Raw genomic sequence first — 15,181 nt, 5'->3', positions numbered from 1 at the left:
ATAATTTAAAAGTTTTATATAGCCCTAAATGTAAATTATATCGGCTGTTACTTAAGTATTAGATAGATTGATAAACAATGTCAAGCAATAATAACCCTAATATTTATAAGAACATATTAACATAGTAATTCACTACCAATACCTGAGTGAAACCGTCAAATTTAGAAAACTTAACCATGGCGCAACACTCTGATTTGTATCAAGACTATTTCCTATGAGTGATTGCCAGTCTGATCAAACTTAGCTACACTAATGTTTCATTAAAAAAGTCTAAATAAAAATGGGTAGAATATTTTGCAACAACTATTTTTAAAGCTCACCTTGATTGGAAGTTTGACATTATTATCAATGCTCAGCAGCAATTTGTTTGCAACCGGCCCGCAAATCAATCTCACTTCTCATTATGTGACCGCCGAAGAAGCCAATCAGCAGGGTGATCGACAAACGGCCTTTAAAGAATTTACAATTGCCGCACATAAACGAGATGCACGCGCTTATGGCAAGCTGGGCAGTATGTATCTTTATGGCCTTGGAACGCCCAAAGATTATCATCAAGCCTATATCTGGTTTCACATGGGCTATTTAACAGGAGAGCGTGAATCCGAACGCTTCCGTGATGCAGCATCATCAATGATGACCCGCGCTGAATACCTAAAGGCCGTTACAGCTGCCGAGCAACAGCGTCTTAAACAACAATTGGATAAAGCACCGCCACAACAAATACCACCTGTCTCTCAGAGAAAATAAACGCTCTAAGAAACCCCATACTCATGAGACTTTTTTGGGAAGTACAGCGTCTTTAAATTGAGCGTTTTACATCAAATGATCGAGTTCGCCATCCATGTGTAACTCTGTCAACTCCGTCAGACTACCGATCCATTTTCCATTAATGGTGATCTGAGGCACTGTCCGCGCACCATTGGTCACTTTACTCATTTCCATCAAACCCGCACGATCTTGATCAACACGCACCTCTTGAAACTCAATGTTCCACTTATCAAACAATCCCTTTGCGCGGGTACACATGGGACAAGTACCGGTGCTATAAATTTTTACTTCACTCATAAAATACCTATTTTTCTAAACAATTAATGCGCTATTATAAACGACCTGAAGCTTTCGAGCATCAACAAATCAGTTTTTAGTCAGACAAACCCTCTCTGTTTAACTCGCATTATTCATTTCGGGTAAAACAAAATGAAATGGCGCATCTAATGCCTTAATGACTTTATCATCTCGTTTATAAATATCTTTATAAAAGATAACACGGCCTTCCGTATCCACTTCAACGGTAAAATAGAGCAATAACACCGGTATTTTTACCGGCAATGTGACGTTTTGTAATTTGCCACCGGCTAAAATTGTATCAAAGCGACTTTGATTCCAGTTTTGGCTATCTTTTAGCAGCATTTCCACCAGTTCAAAAGGATTTTCGATACGGATACAGCCGGAACTAAAAGCCCGTTGAGTACGATTAAATTTACTTTTGCTGGGCGTATCATGCAAGTAAACTAAATGCTTATTCGGAAACATTATTTTTACTCTGCCCAGCGCATTATTCGGTCCTGGTTCCTGACGGATCATATAGGGGAAGTTTCCAGCCGTCATGTTGGACCAGTCAATGCCTGAGGCATCAATAATCTTGCCCTTCGCATCAACCACATTCATATTTTTATTTTTTAAATAGGCTGGATTTTTTCTCAGTTTAGGTAAGATGTCCTTGCGTAAAATAGTCGGTGGCACAGTCCAGGTAGGATTAAACACCAAATAGGAAATTTCATCTCTAAAGACCGGTGTTTTTCGATAATCCGTGCCGACCTGAGCCTTAGACTCCCATACCAGTTTATTATTTTTAACATAATAGACTTTGAATCCGGCAATATTAACCAACACAAATTCATCATCCAGATTTTTAGCAATCCAACGCCAGCGTTCAAGATTGACACGAAGACTATCGATACGCTGTGCTACTGTCACATTCAATTGTTGCAAAGTGCCCTTGCCAATCACCCCATCAACGTCCAAATTATGTCGATACTGGATTCTTTTGACAGCTTCCTCTGTTGTTGAATCATAACTAAAATCATCAACCGGAATGGGAGCCTTTTCTAAATCGCCACTGGCTTGCAAACGCGCTTTGATAGCGGGTACTCGTTCGTCACTCATACCTGGTTTTAATGTCTTACCCGATGCGATAGTTTGCCAACCGCCTTGCGCTTGTATTTTTTTATACTTAGCTAAAGCGGCCACTAAGTTGTTATGAACTAAACCTGTATTAATACTCGTTTCAAGAAATTTATCCAATTTTTCTGCCGAACGAAGCGTATAAACCATTTTTGCCACGGGATCATGGGTAAAAAATTCCCGTCTTAGATTCCAATCCGGATCCAGTGTATCAGGAACAACTTTGCCGAAGTTCAAATGATAAGCTAAACGCAAAACCGCATCGGTTAATAAGATGTCCAATTGTGCCTGTTCCTGCTCAGATGCACCTAATAATTTGTCCATTAAGCCTATTTCTAAACGTTTGCTTAAAGCATCTAAGTGATAATCATTGGGTGCTAGGCCTAAAGTCTCACTATGACGAATAGCGGTGAGCAACACATCAGTCATAGCCGGTTGCTTCCAGAATAATTGATATTCATTGTATTCGTACATTTTATTAATAATACCCTGCACCGCAATGTCACTTTGCCCTATCATTAGGCGACCTTTTTCAGTTGTTTGCAATTGCTGTTGCAGAGGTGTCATAGCAGCATGTACTGAACCATATAAACACAGTAAAAACACGCTCAAGAAAATCATACGCAGAAGAGATGAAATTTGAGAAGTCATTATTTTATTATTATCCTAAAAATAGTTATAATCTAAAAAGAGAAGCCTGAATTCAAGCAATAAGTGCAACTAATACGATCAATATCGGTCTAAATTTAGAGATGCACAGTATAATCACAGGCTGAAATTAAGACAAATGCAAAGTTCATCAGTTCAACATTCAAAACGTCGGTTTTTTACCGGTATAGCAGGTGCTCTCAGCCTGCCCTATGCAGCCAATACTTTGGCTTTATCATCACCGATAAAACAGCAAGCACGATCGCTTTCATTTTATCACACCCATACCAGTAAGCGTTTAGACATTGTTTATCATGACGGGTCTAATCATTTACCCCTTGCATTACAACAGGTCAACCTATTTCTGGGTGATTTTCGCACCGGTGAGGTACATGACATTGATCCTCGCTTGTTGGATCTCTTGTACCTATTGCAACAAAAATCCGGTATTGAAAATCATTTTGAAGTCATTTCAGGCTATCGCTCCCCCAAAACCAATGCCCAGTTAAGAAATAAAAGTAAAGGCGTGGCTAAGCGCAGTTTGCACATGCAAGGCAAGGCCATTGATGTTCGTTTGGCAGGCGCAAGAACAAAAAACTTGCAAGAACTAGCGATTAATATGAAGCTAGGTGGCGTGGGCTATTATTCTCGCTCCAACTTTATACATCTGGACACCGGTCGAGTGCGCTTCTGGTAAGCAGTTAAGCAACAATAAAGTCAGCAAAATATTTTTTATATAATCACTGAATTTGAATATGTAGTAGTACATCAAATATTTTACATCATATTTATGCTACATTCAGACTTTATAAAATTTTAGAAAATATTTTATGCGATTAAATCAATCTCACTGCATTTTTCGAATAAGTCATTGGGCTTCAAATGGGACCGCTATTAGTCATTTAAAATACCTAATATTATTCGTGTGTCTCACAGTTTTGCCATTTCCTGCATTTTCAATGGATAAACTCTTTACGGTATCAGCCAAGCAATCTATAAATAGTGCTAAATTTAGCTCTTTTCAAAGAAATCTTAACAATCGTTTAGGTAAATCATCCATCCCTAAGGGCATAGCGATTAGTTTAAGTAAAAAATTACTGGCATTAAAGCCTGGCGATGAATTAAGCATAGCCTCTTTAACTAGCAAGCGCTATATTATTGTTTTTGATGAACTAAAAAATAATAAGCAACATAGAAAGGGTCATTCAATGACCTGGATAGGCCATCTGAAAGGCTTGGGTACTCAATATCGGGCACACCTTTCCTTAAATAATAAAATCATCATGGGGCGCATCAGCACTCCCGATGGCATTTTGCAATTAAAAACCATCAATGGCCAATTGCGGCTGATTGATTTTAACCTTGAAAATTTTCAACACGCTCAGTTTGCCACTGAAAACGACAGCATCATACCGCCCACTATAAGCCCAGCACCTCAAACCGCTCAAGCTACCAACAGTCAAGGCAGCCAAACAGTGCAAACCGCCGCAGCGCCGACTAGTATCAATGGCAATACCATCGTTGATGTACTGGTTTTATATAATGGCAGCTTTGCCAGTGAAAATGCCGGGGCTATTTCTACCCGGCTTGATCATCTGGTCTCAATAGCCAATCAGGCTTATTCTGATAGTCAGGTTGCAATGCAAATCAGACTCGTGGGCACACAACAGATCACTTATAACAATAATATTGATAATAATAATGCTCTGGATGACCTAACCAATAACACCATTCCCGGCACCGATATCTTTGCCTTGAGGAATCAATTGGGTGCTGATCTTGTCATTCTGGTACGTCCCTATAGCAATACCAACCATACCAATTGTGGCATCGCATGGATAAATTCTTCATTGGATGCTGATTATGCTTATGCGACAGTGGGCGATGGCAATGACATCGGTGGCTCTAATTATTATTGCGATGATATTTCCTTTACCCATGAATTGGGTCATATCATGGGTATTTCTCATGATATTGCCAGTTCCGGTGGCTTGACGGGTTCTCACCCTTATTCACATGGTTATGGAATTAGTGGCCGATTCGGCACCATCATGGGTAATTTTTATCCTGGACTTTATTTCTTCTCTAATCCCAATATTTCAAACTGCGATAACTCACCCTGTGGCACAATCGACTATGATGCTGCTCGCTCGTTAAATACTGACAAAGACTTACTGTCCAACTTTAGAAATGATGTGGCGACTATCAATTATACCTTGAACACGACACTGACAGGATCAGGCGCAATTAATAGTGATATCATTGGCATTAATTGTGGTGCTGATTGCAGTGAGGTGTATATCCAAAACACCGATGTCGTGTTGACTGCCATCGCCGCCACCGGCTTTGTTTTTTCAGCATGGAATAACTGCCCTGCTATCGTCAATAACACTTGCGCCATCAGTATGACTTCAGACTTAACTGTCACGGCAGTTTTCATACCACAATATACGGTCACCGCCACTAGCAGTGCAGGCGGTGGCATTTCCCCAACCTATCAATTGGTCAATGCTGGTAATACAGCCAGCTTTACTGTTATCAATGAAAGCTCATATACTACCGACAGTAGCGTTGGAGGCACTTGCGCCCCCGGCAGTTGGAATAATGATATTTATACTATCAGTAGCATAAATGCTGATTGTTCTGTTAGCTTTAGCTTTTCCACCATTAGCATAGCAAGTGCCATTGATTATCCCGGTTTAAGCTGGACATCGTCAGGTGATGCGCTCTGGCGTACCCAAAGTAGCGAATTTAATATTGGTCAAAGTGCCTTGCAAAGTGGGGTACTGGCAAATAATCAGCAAAGTATTATACAAACCCGTTTAAGTGGCCCAAAAGTAGTCAATTTTTATTGGAAAGTTTCTTCACAATTCAATGCGGATTTTGTTAAATTTTATATTGATAATGTTGAAATTGAGGCACTATCCGGTGAAGTTGACTGGGTGAAAAAATCAATGACTTTAAGCGCTGGCAGTCATGAGTTGAAGTGGATTTATAGTAAAGATGCAGCATTCAATAATGGTCTTGATGCCGCCTGGGTTGATGGCATTGAAACCTTTAATACCAGCTATTTTATTAGTGCATCGGCAAATAACGGCGGCACTATCAGCAATAGTCAAACAGTAGACTATAATAATAAAGCACAATTTATTATTAGCCCGAATGAAGGCTATAGCATTAATAGAGTGAGTGGAACTTGTGGAGGGTCACTTTCTGTAAATACGTTTACAACTGCCAATATTAATTCAGCCTGTACAGTAGTGGCTGATTTTTATAATTATCGGCGAAAAAGCAATGTGTTATTAATTATCACTGGACAGCTCAAATAAACCCATTTGTCTTTACGTTAATAGGATGCGAGAGTGAGGAACGAACCGCATCAAAAATCTACATTTAAAACCATTGATGCGGTTCGTTCCTCACCACATCCTACATCTGAAGTATAAACAAATTTTGATAATGCTCACGCATTAAATCACTCTTTGCTAATAATGTATTGCAGAATTTCGACTACTTGTTCTGCTGTGGTTGCCCATGCCATTGCTGAGCCATCAACCTCTTTGAGTGGGTGTACTATATTCTCATCATGCAAGGTAATATAAGGTTTGCCTAAGGCCGCACAATTTCCCGCATCAAAGGCAGCATTCCATTGTTTATATTTAGCGCCAAAACGAATAACCGCAATATCACATTTTTTGATCAGCGTTTGAGTTCTTATGGCATTAATTTTTGTCAGGGGTCTCCTGAAAGTGTCCTAATCTTGGCCATTTGAAAATGTCATTTCTTCTTCTGCTTTTTCTTCCCAATTTTTAAAAAAATCTTTTGTTCTACTTGGATTTTCTTCTGTCTTCTTCCGTTCTTTTCTTTGCTGTACTTTTTCTTGCTTTTCCTCAACTATCTCAGGTAGAGGAAATACTCAATGCCACGTTCAGGAACTTGCAAGTGCTTGCACTGCCACACTTTTTTCAAACCCAACCCCCGCTCTAAAGGTCGTCAGAAATTCTGCTCAGCACCTGAGTGTCGACAAGCCAGTAAGGCCGCCAGTCAAAAAAAATGGCTGCAAAAACCTCAAAATAAAAACTACTTCTGTGGCACTGTCAATGTCCAGCGTGTTCAGCCAGCAAAACTCGGTGAAGTAACTTATTCTTATGAATTAAGCTGAAAACAGCATTTTTTGTTTGCCTGATGCTTTTTAAAATTTTTTTTGTTCTTTCTTTCTAAATAGCAGGCACGGGAGATGCTGCGTTTAATCGACGCATTTTCCCTAAAATAGGTTTGTTTTCTTATTTTTACAGGTCTCATCTCCTCATAATCGTCTCTGTACAATAAAAAATCCATTAAATGTTCCCAGGAGTCCATCACAAAAAAGGTAATAACCCCTCTGAACTTTTCCCACATTAATTTTTTAGAGCCAAACTTTTTACGACAAGCTTGATAAGCCCCATCGGTTAATTCAAAAATTTGATGGAAATAAAAAGCCAGCAAGGTTAACAGATACATATTAAAGCTCAGGTGCTTCTTCCCATGACCATAATTATGCTCAATGTGATAGCCTTGGTTCTTTAATGTGTTGAAACATTCGTTTTCTATTTTCCAACGACATCGACCCGCCTGGGTCATTGTTTGAATATTATGTTCACTGATCTTTATGTCGGTGACCCAGCTATTTCGGTAGATAATTTTCCCTGCGGTATTGGTGAGGGTATATTCAAAAAGTTAACTTCAATGGCATTTTTTTCGCCATGTAAAGGGACATTATTTTTCCATCGATAATGATGTTGGTGCCCTTTTTCGTCAATCCAGTCCATTGATGGGAGTTCAGAAAATGCTTCAAGCCATTCAAATAAATATGTGTGATCACCAGGTTTGGCAACCAATAAATAATGCATCATTTCTTCAATTATATCTTCTATCATAGGTTGATGTGACATCAAACCATCACCACAAATCATAAATCCTTGTCTTGGATGTGCTTTTTTAGATTGGCTATAAAACGTTTGGCTGCATTACTTTCACAATCCTGTTTTTTGTACCATCCGTATTTTGTATTGCTTCAGGCATGACAGGGAGCACTTGTTTTTTATCGGGGTGCATAATGGCACCTTGTAAAACAGCATGACTGTAGGTTATTTCACCCGTTCTATGTTCTTTATGAAGACAACAGTCACAATGGATTTGCTTAGAGGAATAATATTGCGTGCCATCAATAACACAAAGCAATGTGTTGGGTAATATGGCATACTCTTCAAGATGCTTATGTCGTCTGAGTCGTTCAAATAAATCTTTAAATGCAGGTGCAAATGTTTTAGAGGGTATGAGATCCAAAATGTCTCTTAGTTGACTATTTTTAGGAATTTTTTCAACATTAAAAAGAGTGCGTAAATTATTTTGATTCTGTTCCTCTTCCATCTGTTTCTGAAATTCACTTAAAGAGGGATCTTGAAAATACATGCAGGCAAAAGCACTCATAAGCACATCATGTTGACTGTAATCACACTTTCCTTGTACTCGGCTATCTTTGATTGCATGAAAGTGCAGTGAGATGGCCTGTTTCAGGGCAGAAAAACTTAAATGTTTTTTTTGCTGACTTAAAGAGGCCAAAATTCACAGTACCAAGCATATAAAAGGGAAATATTTTTTAACATGAAGTCATTCAACCAATTGAAAAACAAGAGTTTGATCTCTTGTTTCTCAAAATGCAAGCTTTTTATTCGATTTTTTTAATTTTGCTAAAGTTACTGCGAAAAGTTTTTTTATTTCTGCTTGGTAAGCACCACTACAACTCAATTGTTCATCTCAGCGAGAATTGCTGGTGTTCAGCAATGGCGTTCCCAAAATCCAAAATACTGGAAAATAGTACAACAATCATTGGATAACCCATTACCGTTACAAGATACCTTAATCACGCAAGCGATTGATATAAAAGAGAAAACAGACGATCTTAACGCCAATGCGTTACAAGAGATCTTAAAGTCTCAACCCACTGTTTTAATAGGATTAATTGCACATCTTATCGGTAGTACGTTACAAGATGACATAGTCGAGAGTGGTCTGAAACTGCGAGAATTAGGCGAGGATCTTTTACTCAACACTCACCTAAAACAAGGAGAAAACAATGACCGAGCATCCTATGCCCAATCCAGGGCAATTACGTCAAATCCCCTCTCAGTTCAGTTGGATCGATCACCGCCTGGTTCGTGATGGCCACTTTGAGTCTTGCTCTTGTGAATCAATGGCATTTTATTTATTTTTACTTACCGTTGCCGATCAAAATGGGCTGAGTTATTACTCACAACCGAGCTTAATGAAACAGTTGAATATAGGGACATTAAAGTTCACTCAGGCACGAACAGAACTCATTCAGGCCAAACTAATCACTTATAAACATCCTTTGTATCAAGTCCTATCTTTATCCCCATCAGCCAAATCTGACCCCGTTAGACAAACCTCATCTTCACCTGTCCACATAAAACAAATACTCAAACAATTAAATGCTGGAGGCCATCATGATTGATTATGAAGCCTGGTGCCGTATGAAACAGTATCAACAGGATAAGCTGAACGTAGGTCAGATTGCACAAAAGATGGATCTAGATCACCGCACAGTAGAGAGCTGGCTACAGGAAAAACATTATCGACCACGGAAACCGGCAGCACAAAACAGCAAACTCGATCCCTATAAGGATGATATTGTCAGTTTGCTGGAAAAGCATGCTTATACGGCGACTCAGCTCTTTCAACGAGTACAGGAGGAGGGTTATGACGGGAGCTACTCTGTGGTCAAACGTTATGTTCATCAGGTTCGACCCAAACGAAAGCCCGCTTTTTAACCTTAGCCTTTGCACCAGGTGAAGCTGCTCAGGTTGACTGGGGCCTGTACAAAACCATTCAAGTGGGTGAAACCACTCGCAAGCTGAACTTCTTTGTGATGGTGTTATGCCATTCCAGAATGATGTACGTAGAATTCACTTTATCACAAAGCATGGAACACTTTCTGGCCTGTCATCAACATGCTTTTGAGTTCTTTGGTGCCGTGCCGGAAAAAGTCATGATTGATAATTTGAAGACGGGCGTTCTCTCTCGCCCTGCAGGAGAAGATATTGTTTTTAACCCTAAATACTTAGACTTTGCACATCATTATGATTTTAGAATTAAAGCCTGTGGCGTTCGTAAGGGCAATGAAAAGGTCGGGTTGAAAACGGGGTGGGTTATGTCAAAAAAACTTCCTCAATGGCCTGGAGTTGACTCAGTTTGAGATCTTGAATCCAGCCATTAAAATCTGGATGGCTGACATTGCTAATGTGCGCATCCATGGCGAAACCCGAAAAAAGCCAGTGGATTGTTTGCCTGAAGATGTGCAGGCCATGCGCTCTTTGCCCATTAACCGATATGACATTGCACGGATTGAAACCGTCCGCTCGACCAAACTGTTTCGCATCAGTCTGGATTCTAACCGCTATTCAGTGCCCGCAGAATATGCCAGCCAGTCTCTGACCTTAAAAATCTATCCCGAGCGACTTTGTGTTTATGATCAGGAAAAACTCATTGCCCGACACATTCGCAGCTTTGAGCGCCATCGTGATTTTGAAGATCCGGACCATCCCAAAGAATTGCTAGCCCAGCGCAGACGTTCAGAAGATCAAAAACTGTTTCAACGCTTTATTGCACTGTCACCTCGTGCCAGTGATTACTATCAAAAGCTGGCTCAGAAGCGTTTAAACCCTAAAGTTCATGTGCGAAAGATTGTTGGCCTCAGTGAAATCTATGGCATTGAAGCCACTGAACGAGCCATGCTGGATGCCTTTGTCTTTGAAGCCTTCAGTAGTGAGTATGTGGCCAATTTATTGGAACAGCGACTCAACAAATTACCCGAAGCAGGTGCTTTGCATTTAACCCGCAGTGAAGACTTACTCGACATTACGTTAGAAAAACCCGACATCAATATTTATCAACCTAAAGAAATCAAAGGAACAACTTATGACTCAACCATCCAGTTTGAAACAAAACAATCAAACAAAGAAGAAAAGTGAAGCCATTCAAATGATGCTTGATATGCCCACTGATAAAGAAGTCGAAAGACTACTTGAACAGTTGAAATACCTTAAGTTGCCTGGTATTGCCGAGCATTATGAAGAGACGGCTTTAAAGGCTAATAAAGACAGTTGGTCTCATGTTAATTACCTGACTCAGTTAATTGAGTTGGAAAATAATAGGCGACAGGAAAGAGCAATTGAACGTAAAGTGAAAACGGCTCGATTCCCATTTGTGAAAACACTACAGCAGTTCAGTTGGAACTGGCCAAAGAAAATTAATCAACTGCAGATCAAGGATCTCTTTCGGCTACAGTTTTTAAAGCAACACACTAATATTATTTTACTGGGTGGCGTTGGCTTAGAAAAACGCATCTGGCCACCGCCTTAGGTCATCATGCCTGTCTCAATGGAAAACGGGTCTTGTTTACAAATACGGTGGATGCCATTAACTCACTCATTGTGGCACAGAAATCGGGTCGTTTGAAACTGGAAATGCGCAAATACATTAAACCTGAAATCCTCATTTTAGATGAACTGGGCTACTTACCCATTGATAAGAATGGAGCCGATATGCTGTTTCAAATCATCTCTGGTCGTTATGAAGTGGGCTCAACGGTGATCACCACCAATCGTGCCTTTAAGGACTGGCCAGAGATCTTTAACAATGACAGCACATTGACCTCAGCATTGCTGGATAGATTACTGCATCATGCTCAGACAGTGGTTATTGAAGGAAAAAGCTATCGTATGAAAGATCAGATTGAAAGTTAAAGGGAAGTCATTCAAATCCCAGATCATGACTTGATCTGGGAGTCATTGAGGTGATCTGGCCGAAACAATTTCAAATGGCCAACTCTTTACAAATTCACGAGACCGCTGTCAGATAAAGGCTATGTTATTAAAATAGGCAACAAATTAATACCCATTCCCTTGCATGTTTTAATAGGAAAATCTGTTATTGAAGAACATGTCAGTCACAATAATCCCAATGATTTTAATATGAGATTCATCGTTAATCATCCCTGGTTCGGTTTTGCCTTCAGTTATTGTGGTTATTTTGATTATCAACATAAGCAATAAAAATTATTAAATCCTTAAGCTAAAATACTAATTATTAGCAAAAAAATAAGTATATTAGTAATTTCCAATAAATCACTCATTTTCATACAAATATATTTGACTATTTTACTTGGTTATTGTCTAATAATGAAAAATATTTGAATCGTCTTTATCTGATTGATTTTGCGAATGGTCAACTAGGCAAGTTTCTTTTATTTTATTATTAGGTTATTTAACCGCTCAGTACATGACTGAAATACGACACTCCTTTCCTCCTCAAATCTGACAGGGGTTTTAATTTTCACCTATCAGTTGTACTGTTTTTTAATCAAGCCTAACTCATCAACTTTAAAACAATAACATCTGAGTTATCCCCACGATTTTTTTTAGTAACTCGTTGAAATTTTAGAAATTGATCGACTTTCATGGCGAACTATGATCAAATTAGTTCACCACAAAGCAATTTGGAGAACGCCATGAAAGCAACACAATTATTACATAAAAAATTATTATCTGCATGCCCTGATATGCATAAAATCAGATTAAAGGCACTCATCGCAGGTGTTAATTCAGCAATATCTGAGCATCAGGTAACAGTGACTGGCTTGGGCAGAAACTTGAGGGCTCATTCAAAAACGAAAACAAAGCATGATATCAAAAGAATGGACAGATTAATTGGCAATATACACCTGCACAATGAACGTAAAGATCTCTATCAGTATTTGACATTGCAATTGGTTGGTGAACAAAAGCACCCTGTTCTTATAGCTGATTGGTCGCCAATACCAGGTAGTGAAATTTTTCAACTACTCAGAATATCCATACCAATGGGTGGTCGTTCACTTACTATTTATGAAGAATGTTTCGAAGAAAAGAAATTGAATAATACTCAGGTTCATAATACTTTTCTGGATGAACTTGAAGCAATATTGCCAGAGGGTTGCCAACCCATTATCTTATCCGATGCAATTTTTAAAACACCCTGGTTTGAAACAATTGAAGCAAAGGGATGGTTTTGGGTTGGTCGAGTTCGGGGCAATGTACAGATCTCATTAGAGGGTGAAAAATTTGAAGGTTGTACTACTATAATGAAGCAAGCGACCACAACGCCAACAGGATTAGGTACGATCTTCTATAGCAAAAGCACAGCATTTCCTTGTGAGGGTACTTTATTTCATGGGACTGAAAAGGAAAACATAAAAGAAAAAACGTGGAGGAATTTCTCAAGATGCAAAGAGCCTTTACTATTCTAAAAAGCAAAACAACCCTGGCTATTAGTTTCTCATTTACCTAAAGAAATCAACAAGCCAAAGAAAGTCGTTAGGCTGTATAAATTTCGCATGCAAATTGAAGAAGGTTTCAGAGATACAAAAAATCAACATAATGTGGCTATACTTAACCGGACACACAACTTAAAACAACTAAAAGATAAAAAGTGTGACCTAAAATGAATGATCAAACAAAAAAACCGAATAAAAGCTATACATCAGAATTTAAAGAATCAGCTGTCAAATTAGCTAATGAGACGGATCAACCTGTTTCTCAGACTGCCAGGGAGCTAGGTGTTAATGTAAATACTCTACATACCTGGATCAGTAAATATTCCAAACCGGTGAAGACGGTAGCCAATAGAAGTGATGAACACATTTATGATGAAGTAAAACGTCTGAAAAAAGAATTGGCAAAAGTGATTCAGGAGCGTGATTTATTAAAAAGGCCACAGCGTACTTTGCAAGGGAAACTTTGTGAAGTACGCATGGATAACTGATCAGGCTAAAGATTACCCGGTAACGATTCTGTGCCGTTTTATGGATGTTTCCCGTAGTTGCTATTATGATTGGGTTAGCTCTCCTAAAACGGATAGAGAGAAAGAAAATGAAGCGCTTACTGAGCAGCTAAAAAACTGTTTGAAGACAGTCGCAAGACTTATGGAACCCGTCGTCTTAAAAGAAAACTGGCTGAAAAAGGCGTTCATATAAGCCGCCGGAGAATTGGTCGATTAATGAAAAAAGCCGGTTTGTTTTGTAAAACGAAGAGACGCTTTAAAGCGACGACTAATTCCAAGCATAATAAGCGTATATCTCCAAATTTACTGGAAAGAGAGTTTACTGTCTCTCAACCTGATCGCTACTATGTGGGTGATATTACCTATATTGCCACCAAGGAAGGCTGGTTATATTTAGCGGTTGTCATTGACTTATTCTCTAGGCAAATTGTTGGCTGGTCGATGGATGAGCGAATGAAAGCCAAGCTAGTCAATGATGCTTTACTGATGGCCATATGGAAGCGTAAACCAATGGATGGATTGCTTTGGCATACTGACCGAGGTAGCCAATATGCCTCTGATAGTCATAGAAAAATATTGTCGGATCATAACATAATTCAGTCTATGAGCCGCAAAGGAAATTGCTGGGACAATGCTGTATCAGAGAGCTTCTTTCATAGTTTGAAAACTGAATTGACGCACCATTGTCGATTCAAAACCAGAGTAGAAGCAAAGCAGGCAATATTTGAATATATTGAGGTATTTTATAATCGGGAGCGACTTCATTCGGCTAATGATTATTTGTCACCAGTCGATTATGAAATACAGCAGGAAATAGCTTAAATCGATTGATTGAAGAGGGGTAAAAGGCGACATAAATGCCGCCCATTACCGTTGACGGCCATCGGCTCCTCAGCCTGTGCCGTGAAGATATTGTAACAGGATCATTACCGTTGTGAAAATACCTTGGGTGAATGGAACGGCTCTATCGTTCCAGAGGGCAAAGCCCTTTCTCTTCATCTGTTTAAAGTTAACATGAGAAACTAAAATGATAGGAAATACAAAATGACAAAAATCACTTGAAACAGCCAAAAAAATATTTAGAAAACTGTCCGGAAAAGTGTTGACACATCAACAGTATGGTATTGGTCTTGCACAAGCAAAATCTAAATCTGCAAAGCGATATAATAATTTATTATTAGTCGCAGCACTGACACAGTTTTTACTTTGGTGTATTGGCAAAGTTGCTGTGAATAAAAAATATCACTATGACTTACAAGCCAATACAATCAGGCATAGAACTGTGCTTTCTAACGTTTATATTGGGATTCAAATTATTCGAGATAAACGGTATAAAATTAAAAAGAAGGAAATTAAAATGGTTTTTGAAAATATTTCAAATTTTACGCAACAAGTTGTTGACATTTGTTAAAAAATTCGTGGGGATCCCTCAGCAATAACATGCTAAAATACGCCAATCTGGCTTCTATTA

The 15,181-nt window shown here is 39.0% G+C and carries 15 protein-coding genes and 3 pseudogenes; 12 read left to right on the top strand and 6 right to left on the bottom strand.

Going from position 1 to position 15,181, the window contains the following annotated elements; genetic code table 11:
- Positions 1-333: 333 nt before the first annotated feature.
- Positions 334-747 carry an SEL1-like repeat protein gene (locus tag JEU79_RS19315; RefSeq protein WP_214660631.1) on the top strand — a complete coding sequence of 138 codons (414 nt, stop codon included), beginning with the start codon at positions 334-336 and terminating at the stop codon, positions 745-747.
- 66 nt (positions 748-813) lie between these two features.
- Here the strand turns inward: JEU79_RS19315 and JEU79_RS19310 are convergent, their stop codons facing one another.
- Positions 814-1,065 carry a glutaredoxin domain-containing protein gene (locus tag JEU79_RS19310; RefSeq protein WP_198265410.1) on the bottom strand — a complete coding sequence of 84 codons (252 nt, stop codon included), beginning with the start codon at positions 1,063-1,065 and terminating at the stop codon, positions 814-816.
- Positions 1,066-1,164: 99 nt separating this feature from the next.
- Complete coding sequence (locus tag JEU79_RS19305) at positions 1,165-2,751, bottom strand: L,D-transpeptidase family protein (protein WP_198265409.1); 1,587 nt, start codon at positions 2,749-2,751, stop codon at positions 1,165-1,167.
- A 220-nt stretch (positions 2,752-2,971) separates the two neighbouring features.
- Between JEU79_RS19305 and mepK the strand changes: the two genes are divergently transcribed.
- Both mepK and JEU79_RS19295 read left to right on the top strand, forming a co-directional pair.
- A complete protein-coding gene (gene mepK / locus JEU79_RS19300) occupies positions 2,972-3,529 on the top strand; it encodes a peptidoglycan L,D-endopeptidase MepK (protein ID WP_198265408.1) in 558 nt (185 codons plus the stop codon).
- A gap of 262 nt (positions 3,530-3,791) precedes the next feature.
- The gene (locus JEU79_RS19295; protein ID WP_198265407.1) at positions 3,792-6,161 is read left to right on the top strand and encodes a reprolysin-like metallopeptidase; all 2,370 of its coding nucleotides are present in this window, start codon (positions 3,792-3,794) and stop codon (positions 6,159-6,161) included.
- A gap of 146 nt (positions 6,162-6,307) precedes the next feature.
- On the opposite strand, the pseudogene JEU79_RS19290 reads toward JEU79_RS19295, so the two are convergent.
- A pseudogene (locus tag JEU79_RS19290) lies at positions 6,308-6,562 on the bottom strand (YtoQ family protein); the annotation flags it as partial.
- A 189-nt stretch (positions 6,563-6,751) separates the two neighbouring features.
- Here JEU79_RS19290 and JEU79_RS19285 point away from each other — a divergent pair.
- Positions 6,752-6,994 carry a hypothetical protein gene (locus tag JEU79_RS19285; protein ID WP_198265406.1) on the top strand — a complete coding sequence of 81 codons (243 nt, stop codon included), beginning with the start codon at positions 6,752-6,754 and terminating at the stop codon, positions 6,992-6,994.
- Here the strand turns inward: JEU79_RS19285 and JEU79_RS19280 are convergent.
- The 3 genes from JEU79_RS19280 to JEU79_RS19270 are packed head-to-tail and all read right to left on the bottom strand — an operon-like array spanning position 6,979 to position 8,433.
- Complete coding sequence (locus tag JEU79_RS19280; RefSeq protein WP_198265405.1) at positions 6,979-7,452, bottom strand: hypothetical protein; 474 nt, start codon at positions 7,450-7,452, stop codon at positions 6,979-6,981. The genes JEU79_RS19285 and JEU79_RS19280 overlap by 16 nt on opposite strands.
- A 26-nt stretch (positions 7,453-7,478) precedes the next feature.
- Positions 7,479-7,784, bottom strand: a complete 306-nt coding sequence (locus JEU79_RS19275) for a hypothetical protein (RefSeq protein ID WP_198263231.1) — start codon at positions 7,782-7,784, stop codon at positions 7,479-7,481.
- 34 nt (positions 7,785-7,818) lie between these two features.
- On the bottom strand, positions 7,819-8,433 hold the full coding sequence (locus JEU79_RS19270) for a transposase family protein (RefSeq protein WP_198265404.1): 615 nt from the start codon (positions 8,431-8,433) through the stop codon (positions 7,819-7,821).
- A 514-nt stretch (positions 8,434-8,947) separates the two neighbouring features.
- Between JEU79_RS19270 and JEU79_RS19265 the strand changes: the two genes are divergently transcribed.
- The 8 genes and pseudogenes from JEU79_RS19265 (at position 8,948) to JEU79_RS19235 (ending at position 15,121) form a co-directional block, all read left to right on the top strand.
- Positions 8,948-9,346 carry a hypothetical protein gene (locus JEU79_RS19265; protein ID WP_198262753.1) on the top strand — a complete coding sequence of 133 codons (399 nt, stop codon included), beginning with the start codon at positions 8,948-8,950 and terminating at the stop codon, positions 9,344-9,346.
- Positions 9,339-9,662: a hypothetical protein gene (locus tag JEU79_RS28165; RefSeq protein ID WP_343074992.1), complete on the top strand. Its 324-nt coding sequence runs from the start codon at positions 9,339-9,341 to the stop codon at positions 9,660-9,662. Before JEU79_RS19265 ends, JEU79_RS28165 begins: the two co-directional genes overlap by 8 nt.
- 62 nt (positions 9,663-9,724) lie before the next feature.
- A complete protein-coding gene (locus JEU79_RS28160) occupies positions 9,725-10,087 on the top strand; it encodes a DDE-type integrase/transposase/recombinase (protein ID WP_343074991.1) in 363 nt (120 codons plus the stop codon).
- A 4-nt stretch (positions 10,088-10,091) separates the two neighbouring features.
- Positions 10,092-10,862 (top strand): Mu transposase domain-containing protein, encoded by a 771-nt coding sequence (locus JEU79_RS28155; RefSeq protein WP_343074942.1) that lies wholly within the window; start codon positions 10,092-10,094, stop codon positions 10,860-10,862.
- Between the two features lie 13 nt (positions 10,863-10,875).
- Positions 10,876-11,636 (top strand): annotated as a pseudogene (istB, locus tag JEU79_RS28865) (IS21-like element helper ATPase IstB).
- A gap of 764 nt (positions 11,637-12,400) precedes the next feature.
- Positions 12,401-13,177, top strand: a complete 777-nt coding sequence (locus tag JEU79_RS19250) for an IS4 family transposase (RefSeq protein ID WP_198265403.1) — start codon at positions 12,401-12,403, stop codon at positions 13,175-13,177.
- Positions 13,178-13,371: 194 nt separating this feature from the next.
- Positions 13,372-14,532: pseudogene (locus JEU79_RS19240) on the top strand (IS3 family transposase).
- Between the two features lie 277 nt (positions 14,533-14,809).
- Entirely contained in the window at positions 14,810-15,121 is a 312-nt protein-coding gene (locus JEU79_RS19235) for a hypothetical protein (RefSeq protein ID WP_198265402.1), read from the top strand.
- Positions 15,122-15,181 lie beyond the last annotated feature (60 nt).

The sequence above is a fragment of the sulfur-oxidizing endosymbiont of Gigantopelta aegis genome (genome assembly GCF_016097415.1).
GTDB lineage: Bacteria > Pseudomonadota > Gammaproteobacteria > GRL18 > GRL18 > GRL18.
The sequence above is the reverse complement of the archived record's forward strand: the minus strand, read 5'-3'. Positions and strand labels throughout refer to the sequence as shown.